The organism is Emticicia fontis (assembly GCF_054779675.1).
This window is the reverse complement of sequence record NZ_BAAGXU010000006.1, coordinates 1-22,021: the sequence shown is the minus strand read 5'-3', so window position 1 is coordinate 22,021 and position 22,021 is coordinate 1. Positions and strand designations below refer to the sequence as shown.

Annotated in this window: 23 protein-coding genes; 11 read left to right on the top strand and 12 right to left on the bottom strand. The window is 38.5% G+C overall.

Translation table 11 applies throughout. The features are described from left to right. Positions 1–44 precede the first annotated feature (44 nt). The 3 genes from ACYVFA_RS04500 to ACYVFA_RS04490 all read right to left on the bottom strand — a co-directional run bounded on the left by ACYVFA_RS04500 (position 45) and on the right by ACYVFA_RS04490 (position 4,145). Positions 45–863: a helix-turn-helix domain-containing protein gene (locus ACYVFA_RS04500; RefSeq protein ID WP_460470608.1), complete on the bottom strand. Its 819-nt coding sequence runs from the start codon at positions 861–863 to the stop codon at positions 45–47. A 76-nt stretch (positions 864–939) separates the two neighbouring features. Beyond that, complete coding sequence (locus tag ACYVFA_RS04495; RefSeq protein WP_460470607.1) at positions 940–2,832, bottom strand: 3-coathanger stack domain-containing protein; 1,893 nt, start codon at positions 2,830–2,832, stop codon at positions 940–942. A gap of 95 nt (positions 2,833–2,927) precedes the next feature. Next, a complete protein-coding gene (locus ACYVFA_RS04490) occupies positions 2,928–4,145 on the bottom strand; it encodes an anhydro-N-acetylmuramic acid kinase (RefSeq protein WP_460470606.1) in 1,218 nt (405 codons plus the stop codon). Positions 4,146–4,275: 130 nt separating this feature from the next. Here ACYVFA_RS04490 and ACYVFA_RS04485 point away from each other — a divergent pair, with 130 nt between their 5' ends. Then, on the top strand, positions 4,276–5,118 hold the full coding sequence (locus ACYVFA_RS04485) for a PIG-L deacetylase family protein (protein ID WP_460470605.1): 843 nt from the start codon (positions 4,276–4,278) through the stop codon (positions 5,116–5,118). Here ACYVFA_RS04485 and ACYVFA_RS04480 read toward each other — a convergent pair whose 3' ends face one another. Beyond that, positions 5,119–6,423: a D-alanyl-D-alanine carboxypeptidase/D-alanyl-D-alanine-endopeptidase gene (locus ACYVFA_RS04480; protein WP_460470604.1), complete on the bottom strand. Its 1,305-nt coding sequence runs from the start codon at positions 6,421–6,423 to the stop codon at positions 5,119–5,121. A gap of 243 nt (positions 6,424–6,666) precedes the next feature. Here ACYVFA_RS04480 and ACYVFA_RS04475 point away from each other — a divergent pair, with 243 nt between their 5' ends. Beyond that, a complete protein-coding gene (locus tag ACYVFA_RS04475; protein ID WP_460470603.1) occupies positions 6,667–7,155 on the top strand; it encodes a DinB family protein in 489 nt (162 codons plus the stop codon). Positions 7,156–7,229: 74 nt separating this feature from the next. On the opposite strand, the gene ACYVFA_RS04470 is transcribed toward ACYVFA_RS04475, so the two are convergent. Beyond that, positions 7,230–9,920 carry a T9SS type A sorting domain-containing protein gene (locus ACYVFA_RS04470; RefSeq protein ID WP_460470602.1) on the bottom strand — a complete coding sequence of 897 codons (2,691 nt, stop codon included), beginning with the start codon at positions 9,918–9,920 and terminating at the stop codon, positions 7,230–7,232. Between the two features lie 282 nt (positions 9,921–10,202). Here ACYVFA_RS04470 and ACYVFA_RS04465 point away from each other — a divergent pair, with 282 nt between their 5' ends. The 3 genes from ACYVFA_RS04465 to ACYVFA_RS04455 are packed head-to-tail and all read left to right on the top strand — an operon-like array spanning position 10,203 to position 13,142. Beyond that, positions 10,203–12,101 carry a RecQ family ATP-dependent DNA helicase gene (locus ACYVFA_RS04465; RefSeq protein WP_460470601.1) on the top strand — a complete coding sequence of 633 codons (1,899 nt, stop codon included), beginning with the start codon at positions 10,203–10,205 and terminating at the stop codon, positions 12,099–12,101. A 4-nt stretch (positions 12,102–12,105) separates the two neighbouring features. Continuing rightward, positions 12,106–12,588, top strand: a complete 483-nt coding sequence (moaC, locus tag ACYVFA_RS04460) for a cyclic pyranopterin monophosphate synthase (protein ID WP_460470600.1) — start codon at positions 12,106–12,108, stop codon at positions 12,586–12,588. Continuing rightward, on the top strand, positions 12,585–13,142 hold the full coding sequence (locus ACYVFA_RS04455; RefSeq protein ID WP_460470599.1) for an NTP transferase domain-containing protein: 558 nt from the start codon (positions 12,585–12,587) through the stop codon (positions 13,140–13,142). The genes moaC and ACYVFA_RS04455 overlap by 4 nt, the downstream gene beginning before the upstream one ends. 31 nt (positions 13,143–13,173) lie before the next feature. On the opposite strand, the gene ACYVFA_RS04450 is transcribed toward ACYVFA_RS04455, so the two are convergent. The 3 genes from ACYVFA_RS04450 to moaD are packed head-to-tail and all read right to left on the bottom strand — an operon-like array spanning position 13,174 to position 14,677. Further along, a complete protein-coding gene (locus tag ACYVFA_RS04450) occupies positions 13,174–14,016 on the bottom strand; it encodes a porin family protein (protein WP_460470598.1) in 843 nt (280 codons plus the stop codon). Next, positions 13,995–14,414 carry a molybdenum cofactor biosynthesis protein MoaE gene (locus ACYVFA_RS04445; protein WP_460470597.1) on the bottom strand — a complete coding sequence of 140 codons (420 nt, stop codon included), beginning with the start codon at positions 14,412–14,414 and terminating at the stop codon, positions 13,995–13,997. The genes ACYVFA_RS04450 and ACYVFA_RS04445 overlap by 22 nt, the downstream gene beginning before the upstream one ends. Before the next feature lie 20 nt (positions 14,415–14,434). Then, positions 14,435–14,677, bottom strand: a complete 243-nt coding sequence (gene moaD, locus ACYVFA_RS04440; RefSeq protein ID WP_460470596.1) for a MoaD/ThiS family protein — start codon at positions 14,675–14,677, stop codon at positions 14,435–14,437. Between the two features lie 157 nt (positions 14,678–14,834). Here moaD and blaOXA point away from each other — a divergent pair, with 157 nt between their 5' ends. Next, a complete protein-coding gene (gene blaOXA / locus ACYVFA_RS04435; RefSeq protein WP_460470595.1) occupies positions 14,835–15,623 on the top strand; it encodes a class D beta-lactamase in 789 nt (262 codons plus the stop codon). 28 nt (positions 15,624–15,651) lie between these two features. Further along, entirely contained in the window at positions 15,652–16,410 is a 759-nt protein-coding gene (locus ACYVFA_RS04430; RefSeq protein WP_460470594.1) for a LytR/AlgR family response regulator transcription factor, read from the top strand. A gap of 147 nt (positions 16,411–16,557) precedes the next feature. Here the strand turns inward: ACYVFA_RS04430 and ACYVFA_RS04425 are convergent, their stop codons facing one another. Next, entirely contained in the window at positions 16,558–17,139 is a 582-nt protein-coding gene (locus ACYVFA_RS04425; RefSeq protein ID WP_460470765.1) for an NUMOD4 domain-containing protein, read from the bottom strand. Between the two features lie 218 nt (positions 17,140–17,357). Here ACYVFA_RS04425 and ACYVFA_RS04420 point away from each other — a divergent pair, with 218 nt between their 5' ends. Continuing rightward, positions 17,358–17,720, top strand: a complete 363-nt coding sequence (locus tag ACYVFA_RS04420; protein ID WP_460470593.1) for a CoA-binding protein — start codon at positions 17,358–17,360, stop codon at positions 17,718–17,720. A gap of 71 nt (positions 17,721–17,791) precedes the next feature. On the opposite strand, the gene ACYVFA_RS04415 is transcribed toward ACYVFA_RS04420, so the two are convergent. Both ACYVFA_RS04415 and ACYVFA_RS04410 read right to left on the bottom strand, forming a co-directional pair. Next, the gene (locus ACYVFA_RS04415) at positions 17,792–18,460 is read right to left on the bottom strand and encodes a YdcF family protein (RefSeq protein WP_460470592.1); all 669 of its coding nucleotides are present in this window, start codon (positions 18,458–18,460) and stop codon (positions 17,792–17,794) included. Between the two features lie 38 nt (positions 18,461–18,498). Then, positions 18,499–18,999, bottom strand: coding sequence for a group II truncated hemoglobin (locus tag ACYVFA_RS04410; protein WP_460470591.1), 501 nt, complete (start codon positions 18,997–18,999; stop codon positions 18,499–18,501). Positions 19,000–19,111: 112 nt separating this feature from the next. On the opposite strand from ACYVFA_RS04410, the gene ACYVFA_RS04405 reads away from it, so the two are divergent. Then, positions 19,112–19,423, top strand: a complete 312-nt coding sequence (locus ACYVFA_RS04405) for a YtxH domain-containing protein (protein ID WP_460470764.1) — start codon at positions 19,112–19,114, stop codon at positions 19,421–19,423. A 40-nt stretch (positions 19,424–19,463) separates the two neighbouring features. Here the strand turns inward: ACYVFA_RS04405 and ACYVFA_RS04400 are convergent, their stop codons facing one another. After that, positions 19,464–19,883, bottom strand: a complete 420-nt coding sequence (locus tag ACYVFA_RS04400; RefSeq protein WP_460470590.1) for a hypothetical protein — start codon at positions 19,881–19,883, stop codon at positions 19,464–19,466. A 258-nt stretch (positions 19,884–20,141) separates the two neighbouring features. Between ACYVFA_RS04400 and ACYVFA_RS04395 the strand changes: the two genes are divergently transcribed. Both ACYVFA_RS04395 and ACYVFA_RS04390 read left to right on the top strand, forming a co-directional pair. Beyond that, the gene (locus ACYVFA_RS04395; RefSeq protein WP_460470589.1) at positions 20,142–20,924 is read left to right on the top strand and encodes an AIM24 family protein; all 783 of its coding nucleotides are present in this window, start codon (positions 20,142–20,144) and stop codon (positions 20,922–20,924) included. 188 nt (positions 20,925–21,112) lie between these two features. Beyond that, positions 21,113–21,949 carry a sugar phosphate isomerase/epimerase family protein gene (locus ACYVFA_RS04390; RefSeq protein WP_460470588.1) on the top strand — a complete coding sequence of 279 codons (837 nt, stop codon included), beginning with the start codon at positions 21,113–21,115 and terminating at the stop codon, positions 21,947–21,949. Positions 21,950–22,021 lie beyond the last annotated feature (72 nt).

The following is a 22,021-nucleotide window of genomic DNA, read 5'->3' as shown; positions in this document are numbered from 1 at the left end:
AGATCGGCTTTGTTAGGCACCTGCCATTGTAAAAAATTTACCTCTTAAAAGAGTATAATATCATTGATGACTTTATTATGTTCGGAGTTGTTGATTTTGAAGTATTCGGCAGGACTGATACCCGTAAAATGGATAAATTCTTTAATAAAATGAGCCTGGTCAAAATAATCATGGTCATAAACAATAGATGACCAGTGCAGTTGTCCCTTTGATTGCTGAATGGTATGAATTACTTTATGAAATCGTTGGAGGCGTTGCAGGTATTTTGGAGAAAATCCGGTTTGTTTTTTTAATAGATGAATCAGATGCTTTTGCGAATAACCTGATTTATTTACCAACCAGTCAATAGGCTTATCTATATGCTTATCAATAAATTTCACGACTGAGGTTTCGAAGGTATTATCACTTATATACTTCTGAAAATAATCCTGAATATGCTGAAATTTGTTCTCGATTTCTACCTCATTAATCAGGGTTTGGTATAGCCTGTTAAATGAACTGCCTAATAATAATTCAATTTCTAAACCGGGATAGATTATCTCAGACATCGGAATCTTTGTAAGTGCATAAAAGCCCCCCACAGTAAAACGGACACTGACAATAGTCGAATTATTATTATTTTGATAGGTAATGGCTTTTGCATTTGCCCCTGAAATCCATCCATGTTTCATGGTACGCTTCCCTTCAAAATTACTTTCAGAATATAGGGTATTTATACTATTTTCTTCCAACTCGATTATCAGGTTTATCCTGCCATCAGGCAATTCCATCAAATAGGGCAAAGGCTGTGAGCCTTTAGCATATATGATATGCTCTATGTATTGCGACATAGGGTATTGTGGTATATGCTTCCTGAAAATCAAGGTTTATGTATTTATGATTTATTTGCTGCTGTCAAGCGATTATAATCAATAAAATCCAATTATTTTCTCCAATTCCTCAATTACAATCTTCAATGGTAGCCTTAAACACCGAGCCATTTTTAGACTCAAAGCCTGGTAGGAGTTCCACTTTGTTTTTGGCTGTATAGTCAATCTTGCCACTTAGCTGTATTTTTTGTGTGCTCTGAACAGATACTTTACTTTGATACGGTGATTCTGTATTAATTACTGAGCCACTTAAGGATAAACTTGTTGGGAAACACGAAGAAACGGTAACACTTTTGGAAGTAGAACTTGCTGCACAATTTAATGTTTTACATTGCACAGTATAAGAGCTTGTTGATGGTGGGCTTATTACCAAAGGATTGGCAGTTGCTCCTGTTGACCATGAATAGGTTGCATTGCAGCCCGAGCCAGTTAATGTAACACTCTCTCCTGGACGTATCTGTGAAACAGATGTAGTGAAAGAAGGTGTAGTTGGCAATGGGAAGGTAGACAAATTAATGATAGGACTAAAGAATGTCTTTTTTGAAGATTTTCTAACCGTAGCTGCCAGACGCGCAGGCGCGACTGTAATGGAACTTGTATTGGGTAGACTTGTCCAGTTTAAACGCTCGTAACCTGCGGGAGGCAGGAAACTATAAGTACAACAGCCACTTGAATTATAGCCTCTGGCTTCACTGTCTGTATTATTCCGATTCGACCAATAATATTGGTCATAAGAGCCCGATACAGATAAAGTAATAGGTGTAGATGGGCTACCAGTATTACAAGCCAGATTTAATGCCAGCAAAGGCGATGGCATCATCGGTGTTGAATTATTAAAGAAATCATTGCTCAGGCTCGCATTCCAGGCATTGGCAAATTCGGCCTGCCCGGCATAAGTATCAAAATGGATGCCGTCTGTACGCTTATCTCCTCCAAGAATCAAGTCAGTGTCAGGGCCAGCAAAGACATCGGGCAAAGCTGAATCATTATCAATCAACATATTTTGCCCATCTCTTGCACCCCAATGATACTGTTGATCAGGAGAGTTTACAGAGGCGCGAGCTACTACCCAAGCCAAATTACTGTACTCAGCGTTTTCTCTGGTTTTTTCTATAACAAGTTTCATGTTATCATAATAAGTGTTAGCCGCTGTATTCGGATCACTTTCTCCCTGATGCCATAGTACGGCTCTTAACCCTGTCAGGCTGGCATAAATAGAGACCGAATTTTCTAAGGCACGATAAGGTGCTCCGTGATCCCGACGTATCCAGTCAGGGCCATCGAAAGGTTGCCCCTGAGAAGATTTGCTCCATTGGTCGCTCGAAGTTCCTCCATGGGCAGCGCCATAAAAAAGAACAGGTACACCTAATTTTTGCACCAATAAATCACCTACTCTTCCCCAGGCCCAAGGCACGTAATGAAATGGACCTATGGCGGTAGAATCGCCTGTTAATTTAGAAAAACCTATGGGCAATCTATTATAATCTGAATAAGCATCGGTATAATCAATCGTACTTACTCTATCATCTTCTGCTGATGTACTTACGCCTGCCCCTCCCTGCGCATTTGATTGTCCGGCTATGGCAAAGACCTCACCTACACCAACTTTTTGAATCGTTTTTGTATCGACCAGTACATTGTTTTTAAAGGCTCTTACTTGTAGTTGATACCAACCTCCCTGAGCAGTAAGCGAACCTGAAAAATAACCGTTAGCAGGGTTGTTCTGAATGACTACCCAACCTGTAGCAGTACCTGAGCCGTCCCATTGAGGCAATACCTGTGCTTCAATTCTATCAACTACTGACAGATAGGTTCCTCCGATGATAATAGTCCCTTGATTAGCATTATTACGTTGGAACACCATGCGTTCCATGGGGTGAGAGAGTACAATCTGAGCCATGCTTTTAAGGCTTAAAAACATAATGGCTACACAAATCCTGACAAAAATGCGATTAAGTAACATATCAATTATAGGGGCTTATAAAGTTGCTAAGACTTGAACACCTTGACAGTAATGATACTATATAGGTTGTATGCGTATACAAATGTAAGGAAAATTTATTGTGGAAATGAAATCTTACCCATTGAAACACTGGGTACGCCCTTGCGGGAACCAAAATCAGTTTTGCCGCCAACCAGGGCTTCATTTGCCAGAGTAGCAAACAAAACAGCTTCTTTGGCATCGCCCGAAATACCCAGATCATCTGTTTTCATGAAATCAAAATCAGGGAGTAGTTCTTTAATAAATTGCATGATTAGTGGGTTATGCATCCCCCCTCCGCTTCCGTAAATTCTGAATGATTCCGGATTGGAGGTATATTCCGGCAATTGAAAAATGAGTTTTTGAATTGCCTCGGCAATGGTTTCTGCCGAAAATCTGCACAGGGTAGCTAAAATGTCTTCGTGAGAAAGCCCCTGTGTATTACTTTTTTCTTGCGAGTTTGCTAAATATTCCAGATTAAATAATTCGGGGCCTGTTGTTTTTGGAAAAGGTTTTTCAAAGAAATCATCCTGTTTCAAAATTTGCAATAGAGCTTGATTTACTTCTCCTTGTCTGGCAATTTTAGCGTCTTCATCAAAAGGCAAATCGAAATGTTTCTTCATATAAGCGTCAATCATCGTATTGCCTGTGCCTGTATCAGTAGCAAAAACTTCGTTTGCGTCCAGATTTCCGGACAGATAGGTAAAGTTGGCTATACCTCCCATATTGAGTAGAATCCTGTTTTCGTCACGTTTTGAGAAAATAAGGTAATCACCATACACAGCTAAAGGAGCTCCTTCACCTCCTGCGGCGCAATGTTTCTGGCGGAAATCTGAGAGGGTAATAATTCCTGTTTTTACAGCCAGATGGTCTCCATCGCCAATCTGGAGTGTAGCATTCGGGAATTTTTCAAGCCCATGCAGAATTTTAGGTGAATGAAAAACCGTCTGCCCATGACTGGCAATCACATCAACTCTCTCTGCCGGAATCTCCCATTTTTTTAGAAAATCGTTTACTATTTCACCATGCAGATTCCCAATCCACGGATTCAATACACATAATTGTTGAAAATCTATTTCCTTTTTAGCGAATACCTTTCTTATCTCATCTTTTATGTCTTCCGAAAAACTGATAGTATCAAAATGCAACAGGGCAATTTCTGTATCTCCCCCACTTTTTCTGAATTTACACAAAGCCACATCTAATCCATCCATTGAAGTGCCGGACATCAGCCCGATAATCATTCTTTCTTCACTTTGTGCGATGTTGTATAGTTTTTCTATGTTTTGGTTCATGCTGTATGTATTTATCTAAAGAACTTAAATCCTTACTCACAAAAATAACTGTTAGAATTGAAAAATGAAGATTAATCTTCTTCTCTTAATCTCTATATTTACCAATCCTTTATTTTCAAACTACCTATCTATGAAAAAACTTCTGTTTGCTATAATTGTTATAGTTGTTGCCCTTTTAGGTATTATCTATTATTTACGAAGTCAACTACAGGACGATTCTATTCCATTGGCAGATAGTTTTTCGGGAGAAAAAGTGATGTTTATTTTTCCCCACCCTGATGATGAAATCACAAGTGCAGGCACCTTGAAACTATTTGGTAAGGAGGGGATTGAAACCAGTCTGATCACTTTTACGCATGGAGAAGCCGGAGGAAGTAATGGCTTAGTGAATGAAACAGATTCAATAAAAAGGAAAATAGCTTTAGGAAAAATCAGGTTTAAAGAATTAAGTGCTGTCGGGCAGTTATTAGGAGTCGATCATCAGGAGATTTTGGATTACCCTGATAGTGGTATTAAAAACCTTTCACCTGACTCATTGAAAAAAGTAATCAGAGAAAAAATAGCGCATTATCAGCCTACCGTCTTGTTTACTTATGATGATGTGATTGGTTTATATGGACATCCTGACCACCGCCTGATATCACAATATGCTAAGGAGATATTTTTGGAAGAAAAAGGTAAAAATGGTTTTCCTGTTAAAAAACTCTACCAGGTTACACTCCCCAAACCTATGATTGAAACCGCCAAAAAGATTTCGGCTAGTTTTCAGAAAAACTTTAGCAACAATGCTACTTTACCCACACCTACCATGGCTATTAAAATAACAGAAGTAGGCGATTTCAAGAAACAAGCCATGTTATTGCACGTTTCTCAAAGGCCTACTTTCAATGATATGCAACCTTATTTCGACAAAGTACCTGTCTGGCTTTATTACCGTATTTTTGACAAGGAGTATTTTGCCGAAGTGAAATAGTTATTGATTTTCATAAATCCAGGTCAGGATTTTCTCTACTTCTTTACGCACTTTAGTGGTCGACTGATTGAAATTATTGTTCATAAAGCTCACCAATAAGGTTTTTCCTTTTTTTGTTACCAGATAGCCACTCAGGTTGTAAACGCCGCCCAGAGAGCCTGTTTTAGCAAAGATAAAAGGCTTGTCGGTGTTTTTGAAACCATTCTTCAATGTACCAGATTGCCCACCCACTGGCAAAATGGAATAGAGTTTTTGCTGAGGTACTTCTGCCCGTATTTTTTCCAGTAATTTTATGATAGAACGAGGTGTAAACAGATTGTATCTTGATAGCCCTGAACCATCTACCCATTTAGGTGCATCAGGCAAATCCAGCAAATATTTATCGGTTATCGATTTAATGACAAAAGAAGAATTCAAAGAGTCTTTCAGCGTAGCTCCACAAAGCAGCAAGAGATGTTCGGCCAGCATATTATCGCTTTCCTGCATCATCAGGCGATATACATCTTCTGATGCCATGCTATACAGTGTCTGAGCCTCCTTCGATACAGGAATATGTAGCACACTTACATTCCGTTTAAGTGTATCCATTAAGAGTTGCTGGGTTAATCCGGAAAAAGTTTTATAGGGGATATCCTGTGTATAATTACTCTTCTGTAACATGGATTTAGGCAAAAAAAACACATTATCTGTCTGTAGACGGGTGATGGTAGTGCCTTCATCTTTTTTGTAGAAACTATTATTAAAAATCGTTGGTTGTAATTTCAGGTCTTCTTTATCAATCTTTATCCTGACAATGTTTCCGTACATAGGGAGTGGTGAAACTTCTGCCGAATAATAATCATTAAAATCATCCCATGCCCAACCTGGCCCCATAGCTGTACTCGTAAAATTGCCATCTGAATAATAGAGTTTTTTGCTATTTCTATACGTTTTCAGAAATTCATAGGCACGGGTACTCTTTAAATCATGGTGAAAAAAGGTAGGATCACCTGTACCCCAGAAAATCAATGAATCTCCTTTAATCTGATAGCGCAAGGCAGGAATGGAGTCGCCAAGGGTTTTGATACATGAATAATAAGTAAATAGCTTGGTATTAGATGCAGGTGTAAAATATCTGTCTGCATTTCTTTCAAAAAGTGTTTTCTTTTCGTCGGCATCATAAATGGCCAGTCCAGTAAAATTATTGGCAAATACCTGAGAGGTATCTATCAATCTGGCGTAAGGTTTTTTGTTTGATAATTTCTTTGAGGTCGTACAAGAGATTCCAACAAAAGCTAATAAGGCTAGTACAATCAGTTTCTGCATATTTTTGATTTTTTGCGAATTTACATCAAGAATGCTATGATTTGCAATGTTTGATAACGGGTTTTCCAGAAATTACACAGATTTCTGATTCTTCGGCAAGTATTTTAAATGACTTTTTAGTCTTGTTATTTTTCAAAACCAGACAGAACTATTTCTTTGGCTGCTCCGTTCTGCCCTTAGTCAGAAAGCAAATCCTCTTTCTACGACATTGACAGTATATTTTAACGCTTAAATCTATTTGCTATGAATCATCTCGACTTATCTATAAAAATTGCCGTTAATAACTGGCAATTACAAATAAATGCTTTCAATAGCGTGCTCGAAAAGCTATCTGATGAGCAACTCATGGCTGAAATAGCCCCTTCTAAAAACAGAGGCATCTATCTTTTAGGTCATTCAGCTGCTGTACACGATTTAATGCTACCACTTTTGCGCTTTGGCGAGGCTATTCATCCGGAGCTACATCCTGTTTTTGTGGAGGCTGCCGATAAAACAATTGAAGAACTTCCAACAATCAGTCAGCTGAAAGAACAGTGGAAAGAGATAAACGATATTCTAACAGCACATATTAATCATTTACCTGTGGAACAATGGTTTACACGCCACAACAATATTTCAGAGGAAAACTTTGAAAAAGAACCTCAAAGAAATCGTTTAAACGTATTATTTAGCCGCACCAATCATTTAAGCTATCATAGAGGTCAGTTGGCTTTATTAATAAAGAAAGATTAAAATCCGTTTTGATATTAAACAACAAGAGCCATTCCCGTTTTGAGAATGGCTCTTGTTATATGTTTTGCTTTTAATTATCTGCTAACTACAAATCTTTTAGTTACCATGCCATTTTCGGTATGTAAACGAACCAGATAAGTACCCGGATTCAAATCACTTACATCAATTTTCTGGTAGAAAGTATTGATCTCTGCCATAAACTCTCTATCCATTATCTTTTTACCATTGACACCAAATACTTCCATTTTCACACGGCCCGGTTTGGCTAAAGTAGTGCTGATTTGTATTTCATCCGGCGATGGGTTTGGTGATAGAATTACTGATTTTTCTAAACCCGGCTCTACTGCCAGTACTGGTGGTGGTGGCGGTAATTGTATTTTCAGATTATCGATAGCCCAGCCCCAGCCATAAGTTAACTGGTCAGAATATAAACGGAAACGAATCAGTACAATATCTCCACCTACAAAATTATCTGTACTTAACATTTTAATAGTTCTTGTTTTGTACATAGCAGGTGTACCCACTGCTTTAGAGTCTACACTAGGAAAAGGCTCACCATCGGCTCCCATTACCGTACCATTTACCATACTACCTGTAAAAGCTTTCTGCCACACACTATTGCTGGTGGCATCATAGCCATCTTCAAAAGGTATCCATGAGGCGCCTCCATCGTAAGAGCCTTCTACCACTACATAATCAAAAAAAGTAGGATCTCCGAATACTGTGCCGTTATCACCTGGTTCTACTAATACAATTTCATCAAAAGTAATGTTAGCCGAATCTGCATCCATCTTCAACTCAATTGGCCTTAAAAATAAAGCCATTGTATTAGACTCCAGGTTCTCATCGCCACCATTTTTATAAGGGTGAGCAGAGTGCAAAGCCCCATCATTAAAGCCTGATGGTTGGGTAATACCCCAACCGCCTATACCTGCGAAATCGTTATTAGTAGTATTAAAATCTGTACTATAAGTTAAAACTGGTGTTTGCGTTACCAGATCTGTTACTGCAAATTCATAATAATCAGGTGTAACTTTTACATTATTTCCTGGTGTGTTCAGATAAGAAGGCAGTATAGTTGTATTTTTTTTCTTCGAGTTATCGATGGCCACAATGCGATACAATACATGGTCTCCTGATTTCAAATCACCGAAAATAGCTTTCCCTAAATAAGAAAATGCATCATTTCTACCTTGAGAGTAAGATTTATCATCAGTAGCCGGATTATATTTTTTCAGACCAACAGGTGTCTTTGCCTGCCCATTCACCATATATTCTACATAAACGGTGTCTATCCCGTGTTCGAAATCATCTTCGGCATTCAGAAAAATATCTGGTTTAACACCTGAAGAAACAAATGTTAGGGGAGCCGCTGAAACAAAAGGAGACGAGATGTCTGCCTCACCAATCTGGAATCCATAATAACCTGACAAAGGTGCTTCGGCAGGCGCTGTATTTTTACGTTTGAAATTATCATCAACCACCAGATAATATCTGATAATTGAACTTTGGGTAGTTACCGGAATAGTTGCGGTATAATCATTAGTCGAACCTACACGTACCAGATTTATCGACTTTGCGTGAGTCATTACTGTATCATTCTCAGTATAAAATACTTTTGCGCTACCCGCTATCAAAGTGGTATCACTTGTGATAGTAGCCTTAACTGTTACAGTTTTTACTGAAGTCTCTATATTCTTGAGCGGTGTATGCAAGATAGATGTCCCTTTCCAGCCCATATCAGCAAACATATTTTTCACTAATGGGCCTGGATCACGGATTACCTCTCTTAAGCTGGCAGACGAGGTCATCAATGAATTAGGATTTCCTGATGTATAAGTATTATCATCTACGTGTGAAGTACTTGAACCTGGCTGATAGGTATTAGGTGCATATAAGCGAGGTTTTTCATCGCCTTTAGCCGCAGAGCTCGGGCTATTAAAGAACAGATTATTGCCTATCAACTGTTGACGCAAAGCCGCAGATGGATTTGGGAAATTTTTCGTATCAATTAATTGCTGGCCTGTACCGTTTTCAACAAATCCGTCGAAAACAAAAGGTGAGCCGGTGTCATATCCCCATGAAGCAGTAGTGGAAGTAATAGCTGAACGTAATGAGGAAGTAAAACCTAAACCGTGGCATAACTCATGCAAAACTACAGAAGCAAAATCAAACTCATTACGACCTGGTGAACCAGTACCTAAGTACCAGGGTGCTGAACTATTAAATTCGGCTGTAATATCAGGGTCATTAACTGAGTTCAGTTCTTGCCCGGCTATTTTCTCAGCCAAAGCAATCGGATACCATGTGGAAGCCTTTTGTTGCCCAGGGAAATTTCTGGTAAAGTCTGCCGGGCTTGCCTGCCCCAAGATAGTACCACTTACGCCTTCGCTATCAATCGGATGCCAGATGGCATTGATACGAATAGGTACAGGCGAGGTGATTAAATTAGACCAGATATCTACTGCTAACTGGAAAGACTTCTGAGCCGCCGGCGAGAAGCCATTATAGGTTACAATAAAAGTAGCTTTGGTTGTTGAACGTACGTTTTTCCCTTTCAAGGCTTCTTCTACTTCTTTGGCAGGAGGTACATAAGTATTGGCATCAACAAAATTGCCCGGACACACAATCATCTTTCCCTTCATGAATTCTATCTTGTAGGGATTCGTCTTTGCAAACTCCTCATGGCGTGGTTTAGTAGATTTCTGGGCAAATACTGACATTACCAAAAGAGATAGTAAGCCAGAAAGGTAAATTTTTCTCATAATCTTTAGCGTCAATTCCTGTTTTCAAGGGTCTTAAAAAAAATACGTAATTCAATGGGTCAAGGTTGCTTTGAATTTTTGTACAAGGTATAAATTCTAGCGAATATTATAACGTTTTTGCGAAGCTAATATTCTAAATAATGCTGAAAGTATGATTTACCGGTTAACTTTCAAAGGTACCCTTATTCATACAAATTACTTCTTAAACTAATTATTTTACGCTTAGATAAACTATCATATTAGCTTATCTTTGCATTATAGACGGAAACTGCGATTTGAACGATGCAAGCATCTAGAGAAATATTATTAAAATATTGGCAACATGAAACGTTCCGACCTTTACAGGAAGATATTATCAATTCTGTATTGGCTGGAAACGATACTTTGGCTATTCTGCCAACCGGAGGGGGGAAATCGATTTGCTTTCAGGTACCTGCCTTACAAATGGAGGGAGTTTGTATTGTAGTTACTCCATTGATTGCCTTGATGAAAGACCAGGTAGAGCAATTGAAAAAAAGAGGCATCAAGGCAGCCGCTATCTATTCGGGTATGCACCGCACCGAAATAGACTATACATTAGATAATTTTGTGTATGGTGATTATAAGTTTTTGTATGTATCGCCTGAGCGTCTATTGACAGAAATCATGCAGGAGCGTACCAAACGCATGAAAGTATGTTTACTGGCTATTGACGAAGCACACTGTGTATCGCAATGGGGTTATGATTTCCGGCCTCCTTATCTGAAAATCCCTGATTTCAGGAAATTTGCGCCTAATGCGCCAATGATTGCCCTAACGGCAACTGCGACTAAAGATGTGAAGGCGGATATTCAGCAGAAACTAGGCTTACGCAATACGAAGGTATTTCAGCAGAGCTTTGCCAGAGCAAATATCTCGTATTCTGCTTTTTGTGAAGAGAGTAAAGAGCGCAAGTTGTTTGATATTTTACAGAAAGTACAAGGCTCAGCCATTGTTTATGTAAGAAGCCGCCGGAGAACCAAAGAGATTTCAGACTGGTTGAACCGAAACAGAATACCCTCTGAATTTTATCATGCCGGATTGGCGATGAACGACCGTTTCAAGAAGCAGGAAGCGTGGATCAAAAATCAGGTGAGGGTAATAGTGGCTACCAATGCGTTTGGCATGGGGATAGATAAACCCGATGTACGAGTAGTGGTGCATCTGGACTTGCCCGAGAATCTGGAAGCCTATTATCAGGAATCAGGCCGTGCCGGACGGGATGGTTTAAAATCTTATGCTATTCTGCTATATTTTAAATCTGACTTGACTGATATATATAAGCAGATCGAACAAAAATATCCACCAATCGAGAATCTGAAAAGGATTTATCAGGCTTTGGCTAATTACTTCAAATTGGCTGTAGGGGCAGAAAACTTTGAGAGTTATGATTTCGACTTTCAGGAATATATCGGCACTTTTGGTTTAGTGGCTAATGATACACATAATGCTTTGAAGAAACTGGAAGACGAGGGATTGATACAGTTGAGTGATTCTTATTTCAGCCCCTCAAAACTGATTTTTAAGGTTGATAATCATGCTTTGTATAATTTTCAGTTGAAAAATGCCAATTATGATAAGTTCACGAAAATGCTGCTAAGGATGTATGGCGGCCAGTTGTTTACCGATTTCACGGTTATTTCTGAATCTGCCATAGCCAGAAATTTCTTTGCCCAAAACTCGGAAGTAGAGAAGATGCTTGAGTATCTGCACGAAGTAGGCATAGCTACTTATCAGAAGCAGAAAAGCACCCCTCAATTAACTTTTCTGACAGCCCGACAAGATGCTAATTACTTAGCTATTGACAGAGCTGAGTATAATCGGAGAAAAGCAAAAGACACTGAAAGGGTTGATGCCGTTGTTCAATTTGCGCAGGAAGAACGCCGATGCCGGATGCAGTTCTTGCAGGAATACTTTGATGAGTTTACGGAGGCAACCTGTGGAATTTGCGATAATTGTCTGAAACACAAGAAACGCGAGGTACCCTTTGACATTTACGCGAAGTATAGGCTAAAAATACTTGAAATTCTGCCTGCCAATATTGTTAATGTAGTCAATTATAGTTTCTTTACTAATAAAGACTTTGTAACAGAAGTAATCAGAAAAATGATTGAAAATGAAGAAATATGGTATAGCGAACTAGGCGTTTTACAAAAGAAATAAAATTATGTCAGAATTTACCCATATAGACGCCTCCGGAAACCCTTCAATGGTTGATGTAAGCGAAAAAAGCATTACTAAACGAATAGCCAAGGCCCGAAGCATTGTAGTATTAGATGAGGCGATTCTTGAAAAATTGCAGAATGATGAAATTCATACCAAAAAAGGTCCGGTATTTCAGATAGCCATTATTGCCGGAGTAATGGCTGCCAAACGCACGGGCGATTTAATACCTCTCTGCCATCCACTTGGACTTGAAAATTGCCAGATTACGATTGCACTAAATGATAAAAAAGAAGTGGTAATTGAATGCACGGCTTCATTGACAGGTAAAACAGGTGTAGAAATGGAAGCGCTGACCGGGGCCAGCATTGCTGCATTGACTGTGTATGATATGTGTAAGGCGTTCTCTCACAATATTGTTATCAAAGAAACGCGATTGATTGAGAAATCAGGTGGAAAACGGGATTTTAAATTGGAGATTGAATGAATGGGTTGATTCTGATTGGAGGCAAAAGTTCTCGGATGGGCACGGATAAAAGTCTGCTTCGTTATCATGGCTTATCTCAAAGAGATTATCTATTCAAGCTATTAAGTAAGTTTTGCTCAGAAGTTTATTTTTCTTCCCGCGAAGAGCAGGGGCTTGTTGAAAATGTCATACCTGATATCCTTGCTATCAGCCCTATCAGTGGTATTCTCTCAGCTTTTGAATATAATTCCCAAGCTGCATGGTTGGTAATTGCTTGTGATATGCCTTTGGTTACTGACGAAATTATTGCACTCTTAATCAAACATCGAAATCCTGAGAAAATTGCCACAGCTTTCTACAACCCTGAAATTGATGCGCCTGAACCTTTGATTACTATTTATGAACCGAAAGCCTACCCATTGTTGAAGGAATATATCAAAGCAGGTCATAAAAGCCCAAAGGTTTTTCTGCAATACAATGAGGTTGAGCTGATAGAAGTAGAAGAAAAAAGCTTTTTGAAGAATGTGAATACAAGAGTTGAGTTTGACTCATTCCGATTTAACGACCAATCATGAGTCAAACTAAATTGTAATCATACATAATGGCCTAATTTATCTGAAATCGTAGATTCATCATAAAGCTTGGCATTTTAAAATGAGCCGGGCCAGCTATCCCTATAGTGTAATAAGCGGTTCTTTCAGTACCATTATAGTTTATATCTAACCCTATTCTTTTATAATTTAACCCGACGCCTATCATCCCTCCATAGGTGGTTTTGTTAAATTTAGTAGCTTGTCCGCCCCACCAGCCATTGGTATATTTACTCGCATTATCTAAAATATCCTGCGTTGGAATAATTGGTTTCCATCCTAAACTATTTGTTTCTTTTACTTCATATCTGATATTGTTTTCAAGCACTAATCCTGCATAGATATTGGTTCTGAATTTTTTCGTTTTAATTATATCCACATGCAAAGCCAAGGGAATTTGAACAGCTAAGGCTTCATGATCAAATTTGGTATATAAATCTAAAGTATAATTCTTTACACCATTGTCATAGGTTGAAAAAGATATGGTATTAACCGATCTGGGCGATGTGTTTGATTTCCTTGAAATGAGACTAACTCCACTCTCAAGATACAAGCGCTTGGCGAAATAAAGATCAATAAATCCACCAAAATTATAAGAGGAATTCCACTGATAGGTAGTACCAAATTTCATTCCTGATGTCTTATTTGGAGGCGGCGTAATTTTACTCATATTCATTCCTCCATAAAGTCCAAACAATACTTTCTTTTGTTTCTCTTGAGAGAAACCCAGGTTTTGAAGACAAGTCACAAGGCAAAAAACAGCCAGAAGCTGTTTTAAATAAGGCAGTTTTTTCATTTGTAGCAGTATATATTTGTCACGTTTATTATTTACCATAATCAAGGCGTAGCCGATACCCATACCTCTCCATCTTCAAAAATCTCTTTTTTCCAGATAGGTACTGTTTCTTTCAAGGTATCAATCACAAATTCGCAGGCATCAAAGGCGGCTTTACGGTGTGCTGATGAAACAGCAATTACTACCGGAACTTCGCCTACGGCCAGCGTTCCTACCCGATGATGAACAGAAATTTTTTTGAGGGCGAATTGTTCAACGGCTTGCACAGCAATTTTTCGCATTTCCGAAATAGCCATAGGCTCATAGGCTTCAAAATCGAGTTTTATAACCGCTTTGCCTTTCGTCTGGTTGCGTACGGTACCTACAAAAACCACAATACCTCCGGCATCATCTGTTTTCACAAAATCAAGGCAAGTCTGTTCTGAAAGTGGCGTTTGTAAGAGTTGTATATCTATCATCATATCAGATTTCTTCAAATGAATCATCCCCCACTCACAGGCGGAATTAATACTATTTCATCGTTTTCTTTCAATGTCATGGCATCTTCAGCATACTCTTCATTCAAAGCGATACGCAGCGATTTTAAAGTTGCAAATCTTGGAAACTGCGCTGAAAGTTGGTTTTTCAAGTCTGCCACCGTCGCCTCCGATGGAAGCGACATTTTATATTCAAATTGCCCGATAATATCACGGGTAATGCCAAAACACAGTACTTTTAAATTCATTTTTTCACATGGCTTTTTCTAAAATAACTAAAACATACATCTTCATTTCCCTAGAATAAAATTCTCCGCAAAAAAGCGGGTCATTTCTTCAATAATTCATTACAAGCTAGTTATTTTTGTTTGAAATCAGTCCAAATTTACTTCGTGCTTTATTAGAATGAAAAAACTACTCACTTTTATTTTTATTATTGGTTTTCTGGTGGATGCTTCCGCACAAAAAACGCAGAATTTTAGTAAATATTTTAAAGAGAAGAATCTGGAAGGAGGCTTTTTTCTATACGATTATAAAAAGAAAGAATATATCGTGAGTGATAAAGCCGAGTTTATAAAACCTACTTCTCCGGCATCGACTTTTAAAATACCCAATTCGCTGATAGCCTTAGAAACAGGGGTAATAAAAGATGAAAATGAAGTAATTAAATGGGACGGGCAAAAACGATTCCGTGATGTGTGGAATGCTGACCATGATTTAAAAAATGCCTATAAAAATTCGACCGTCTGGTTTTATCAGGAATTAGCCCGAAGGATTGGCGAGAAAAATTATCAACAATACCTGAAGGTCTGTAATTATGGCAACAAAGATATAAGTGCCGGACTAACGACTTTCTGGCTGGGGTCAAGCCTGACTATTTCACCTAAAAACCAACTAGAATTTCTGGTAAAATTGCATGAAGAAAAACTACCTTTTTCGAAAAGGACTTTTGGCATAGTGAAGAAAATTATGATTCAGGAAGAAACACCTGATTATATACTGCGAGCCAAAACAGGTTGGGCTGATACTCCGCCGAAAGATATAGGCTGGTATGTGGGCTATATCCAAACGAAAAACAATATATACTTTTTTGCTACAAGAGTCTATAAACCAGTTGAGAAAGAGATGCCGACTTTTGCGGCTGACAGAATTGAAATTACCAAAAGCATTTTAAAGAAATTAGGCATTCTATAGTACCTAAAAACGCTAGAAATCTACCCATATGAAAATTAAAACCCTGATTATTGACGATGAAGTAAGAGGAAGCCAGGTGCTTGCCAAATTATTAGAACGTTATCCTGAAATAGAATTGTTAGGGGCAGCGCACTCAGCAGATGAGGGAATTGTTACCATTCAACGCCTGAAACCGGATCTGGTATTTCTGGACATACAGATGCCGGGCAAAACCGGATTTGATATGCTGACAGCCATGCCGGAGGTAAAATTTGAAGTCATTTTCGTAACAGGTTATGACCAGTATGCCATTCAGGCCTTTAAGTTTGGAGCTATTGATTATCTGCTAAAACCAGTGGATGTTGACGATTTGGATTATTCGGTAGAGAAAGTAATAAACCGTATCAAAAAGAAAGATACCAATCATAGCATAGAGTTGCTGTTGCAGAATATCCGTACGCCTAAAAACGACAATATGCAACTGGCATTGCCAACGCAGGAAGGTGTTTTTTATATCCCGATTTCAGAAATTATCAGGTGCGAGTCCGATGGTAGCTATACTGTATTCCATCTGTCCGACAAAAAGAAAATTATTGTATCGAAAAATGTGAAAGAATATGAGGAATTATTGACCCCTTATCATTTTTGTAGGGTACATAATCAACACTTAATCAATCTGCGCCACGTAAAGAAATACGTCAAAGGCGAGGGTGGATTTGCTATCATGTCAGATAATTATGAAGTGGAAGTAGCACGTCGCCGGAAGGAAGACTTTCTGATTGACCTAGGCAAAATAACACTCAGATAAACCTCTTCAGAAGTTTATAGATTTTGCAGGAGCGGCACAGGTCGTTCCTTTTTTGTTTTCAGAAGTGACACACAGAGAAGACCGGAATACTTCAAGTACCTATACCTATAAAGTATTCTATCACATCAATTAGCAAGCTAGTATCTATTATTCCTCAGTTTTCAGGTAGCCCCAATTTTCACCCGAGCGTATACGATTTAATTGCGTATGTGTGATACCAAACTGTTTTGCAATCATTTTCAGACGGGTATTTTCGTTCTGAAGCATCTTTTTTATCATTCTAACCTTTGTTTCGGTTAGTTTGTAGTTTTTTGTATTCCTGGGAATCGGCTTATTCTTAACAGCAGGATTTTCGCGGTTGTGCTCTACCATTTCGTCTTTTGTAACCCATTTCAGGTTTTCAAAATGGTTATTCATCTTATCGTAGTCAAGGTGGATAACAAACTTGTGGTCGAGGCTATCTTTTTTCACAAAGGTTTCTGCCACTAATTTATGAATATAGCGATTAAATGTTTTTCCTTTAGGTAATCTTACATTCAGCGATCTATAACCCTGAATAACCGAGCCTTTGATAATTGTACCTTTAGCATCGTTCTGCAAGCTGCGGAGTCTTCCAAAATTAGAAACCTCATAACGAGGAGGATTTTCAACTCCTTCTACATCAATGACAACTGGTGTCCATCGCTCTGCCCAAAGAGCAGTTTTTTCACTATTCAGTCCTCTATTCATCACAAAAATTATATAAGTTTTTTAATCTCAACTATTGTTCATTCTACTTAAAAAAGTATGCCAGCAGCAAAATGAGTATAAGTCTCAACAGTCAGGATTATCTTCGCATAATAACAACATTTTCAGCAAAAAATTGTTTTTAATTTGTGGTTTTAATCCAAAATTAAGGAACAAAAGCCATTTATTTAAATGTTTTAGTATAAATAACAAGACAAGCAATGTCAAAAAAAACTTTAGTCATAGGCGCATCCACCGACCCCACACGTTACGCTTTTTTAGCTGCAAACCGGTTGTTAAATCATGGGCATGAAATTGAACTCATTGGCAGAGACCAAGGAGAAATTGGCGGTAAAGAAATACAGGTAAATAAGCCCGAACTGGAGGGCGTAGACACCGTAACGATGTATATCAGTCCCAAACGTCAGCCTGAATATTATGAATATATTGTAGGGTTAAAACCTAAGCGAGTAATATTCAACCCAGGCACCGAAAACCCTGAGTTTGAATCATTATTGACTCAAAATAAGATTGAACCTTTGGAGGCTTGTACCCTTGTCATGCTCTCTACGGGTCAATATTAAGCAGCAATTCTTAATATGCCCTAAAAGCAGCGTGATTTTAGGTAGAATAATTTATTAAATGGCAGCTATACTTAGGTTGCCATACGTCCCTCAAATCCTAAGTCAAGAAGTCGTTCGTAAGCGGTCCAGACTTCTTCAGGAATATCCATTGCTATCAGAAATCCTTTGTCCGGATATATCTTTAATCTTTGTAAATCGCCTGTCATATTACTGATTACTCTTTCTTTTGTAATCCCACCAGCCTGGCATCGGGCTAAGTACGAATCGTAAGTATCAGGCAATGCCGAAACGATGAAATCAAAATCGTTAAACTGTACCATAGCCGTGGCATAAGTCCGGCGGATCATATAGGGTTTTTGCACCAGAATAAAACGCTTGAAATCTAAGTTCTTATCTTTTAGCAGTTTTCTGGTACATATAAAGTTAGCACCTGTGTTGGTCGCTTCATTTTCTAAGAGAATAGCTTCGGCGGGCACACCTTTGCTTACGGCAATATCGAAAAACGCCTCTGCTTCGGTTTTGGGCACTTCATTTCTCAGTTCACCTACTGGCCGAATCACCCCACCTGAAAAAATGATATAAGGCGCATAGCCCTCATTATAAAGTTGAGCTGCGTAATCGGCTACCGATGGATCGTGACTACCCAATACAAAAATACAATCAGCTTTTTTAAGCGGTTGCTGCAAAAAATGATAGTCAAAAAGGATCCGAGCGTAATCGTCAATAAGGTTTTCGTCCATTTATCAATATTTTTCTTATTTCCTAATAGTTGGTTTTACTAACCGTTTGGGAGGTAAGGGCCACCCGTTTCTCCCCAACCCCATTTAGGCATTGGTTCACTGGTTGTCATCGGATTTTCTGTCAGTTGCGAGTTAATAACTGCCAATCTTGTCCCCCATTCAATATATCCTACAAATGCCGAACGAAATTCCGGGTCACTCTTTAAACCTACTTCATCAGCGGTTTGTAATAAAAGCTGTACCCAACGCTGGCGTTTTTCTTCTGTCAGCATTTTTCCAATATGCTTGCCAATCATTTTGGTATGGCTGCCATTGTCTTCGTTTGTATAAAATTTATCTCCGCCAAAAACTTCTGCCACAAAATGTGACACGTGTTTAATATGCTCCGGCGACATATCTTTAAAAACTTCGCCCAGTAGTTCATCTTTCAGAACTTTAGCATAAAACTTCGTAAATAAGGCGTCAAAAGTTTTAATATCGCCTGCCCATTCGTAAAGTGTTGGAATACTTTTTTTGTTGTCAATAAGGTTTTCAGCCATTTATCAATATTTTTTACCTATGGGCAAAATTAATGATTATCCTCATAAATTATTGATACTTTTATTCCCTAATTTCGTCGATTTAGTTTTAACAACAAATAAATTTAAGACCATGGTAAATGCAAAACACTTAGCCACATTCGTACTGGGAGCAGCTGCGGGTGTAGCCTTACACAAATATTTACAGACCGAAGAAGGAGAAAAAGCACTGGCCGATTTGAAAGAAAAAGGCACTAAGTTTAAAGGCGAAGCCGAAGAAGCGCTTGATAAAGCACCTGAGTATTTTGAAAAACTGAAAACAGAAGGAGCAGAAGCTTTAAAGCAGTATTTTCCGGGAGCTGAGAAATTCTTACAGGATTTATTCGGTGGCAATAAAGCGGAAGAACCAACACAACCAACACCGCCAAGCGAACCACAGGCATAAATAAAGAAAGGCTAACCGTTTGGTTAGCCTTTCCTAGTTATTAAGCTTTTTTGATATTGAAGCTAATCTTGTAATCCTGCAAGCTAATCGGATCAGGTGTTTGCGGATAAGGCGATACATCTGTTACCTCAATTACATAAGTTGTACCATTCAGAACCACAGAAGTTGATGATGGTTTTTGTTCGCCACCTTTTACATCAATAACCGCTTCTTTGGTTGCACCTTTTTCAGAAACGCTTATATACACTCTTACCATTCCTTCCCAAACACATACAACGCTTTTCGGACAACGGCTGTCCTCTATTTTTGTTACTTTTACTTCAACACCTTCCTGCAACACTACTGCTTTAGAATATGCTGTTTCAATTGTGCTACCCAGCGAAGCCTTTTGCTCTGTCACTTCGTCTTTCGAACATGCAGTTGCCAATGCAACCATCATAACTACCATTAACCTTTTCATAAAATTTTCCTTTAAATTTTTTAAGCTATCTTTCATACATTCAGAGAATTTTAGTTCAAAAACTATTCCAGTAGTTTTGTCTAAAATTCTCTACATTTACTACTAGGATACCAGATAACGCTAAAAGGTTGGAAGAATTTTAAAATATCCTGAAAATTACCATTCCCTCAACAATCTACCCATTTATGTAGTTTTTTTTGAAAGATATTCTCCTAAACTTATATATTCGTCGCAAAATCATAAACCCAATATATAGCTATGCGTTCTCACGAAATTGATTACAAAATATTTGGCGAAGACATTCAGATTGTCGAAATCGAACTAGACCCTTACGAAACCGTAGTTGCCGAAGCCGGCTCTATGCTCTTCATGGAAGACGGTATCCAGTTTGAAACCAAGATGGGCGATGGCTCACAGCCACAACAAGGTTTTTTAGGTAAATTATTGCAGGCGGGCAGCCGGGCTATCATGGGTGAATCTATTTTCATGACTCACTTTACGAACCGTGCGCCACAAATGAAGCGCAAAGTAGCCTTTGCTGCGCCTTATCCGGGTACAATTAAAGCGGTTGATTTAGGTAAAATCATGGGCAATACCCTTATTGTTCAAAAAGATGCATTCCTTTGTGCAGCTTTAGGAACAAGCATCTCTATCCATTTTAACCAACGTTTAGGTTCAGGTTTCTTTGGTGGAGAGGGTTTTATTCTTGAAAAATTGCAAGGCGACGGAATGGCTTTCATTCACTCAGGTGGAGTGGTTATTGAGCGTCAGTTAAATAATGAAACTTTGCGTATCGATACTGGTTGTGTGGTAGGTTTCGAGCCACAACTACAATTTGATATTGAACGTGCAGGTAGCCTGAAATCAATGATTTTTGGTGGCGAAGGTTTATTCCTGGCTACACTTCGTGGCACCGGAAAGGTATGGATTCAATCATTACCAATTTCTAAACTGATTCAACGTCTGGCTCCTTATGGTGGCAATGCCAATAAAGAAAGCGGCTCTGTTTTAGGTGGCTTAGGTAAGATGTTTGAGGGTTGAGATTTGAAATAGAATTCAATGAAAGCACAGGTAGATGGCTGCCTGTGCTTTTTTTGTTGGTTAGAAAAAATTCAAAGGCTTGAGTTTGGATTAAAAACCACAAAAAATCACATTTATCATTCCGTTTGTGCAATAAAATCTACTAACTTGCCGTGCATTTAATTAAAACCAAAACCTCCTGCAAAACTATGATGATTGATCGCAGAAAATTCTTACAACAAACGGCTTCTTTGGCAGTATTGGCCCTGATAGCTAACAGAGTAGAAGCTAAAGGCACACTGAAAGAGTTCGGTTGCCAGCTATATAGTATCCGTGATGTATTGCCAAAAGACCCTAAAGGCTATATGAAACAATTGGCTGATATGGGCTACGAATATTTTGAAAGTTACTCAAAAGACCCATTCTGGGGAATGACTCCAAAAGAAGCGAAAGCTTATCTATCTGACATCGGAGTGAAAATGGTAAGTACACACTTAGGCTTGAACGATACCAACGAAGAAATGATTGCCAAATGTGCTGAAGGTGGTTTAAGCTATGTGATTTGTCCGGCTATCGGTATGCAGCCATCGGCAGATGCCTGGAAACAAAAGGCAGAGGCTTTCACTAAAAATGGTGAAATTGCTAAAAAATATGGCATCAAATATGGTTACCATAATCACTCATACTCATTCCAGAATGCGAACGGGGTGAAAGGTCAACGTATTTTATTAGAGAATACTGACCCATCATTAGTGATGTTTGAATTAGATATGTGCTGGATTGAAGCTGCCGGGGAAGATACATTAGCCCACTTGAAAGAATATGGCAAACGTTACGAATTGTGCCATATAAAACAATTGGAGACCAAAGACCCTAAGCCAAAACAAACTGATTTGGAGAAAGGTATCATTGATTACAAAAAATTATTGCGTGCAGGTAAAGATGCTGGCATTAAGTATTTTTTGGTAGAGCAAGAGCAATATCCTGTAAGCCCGATTGAAAGTATGAAAAACGATGCAGCTTATCTGAAAGATTTGAAATTCTAATTAGCTGACAATTATGACTAGTCCTAAAAAAACGATACAGGGTAATAGATATTAAAGGTACATTTTTTAAGT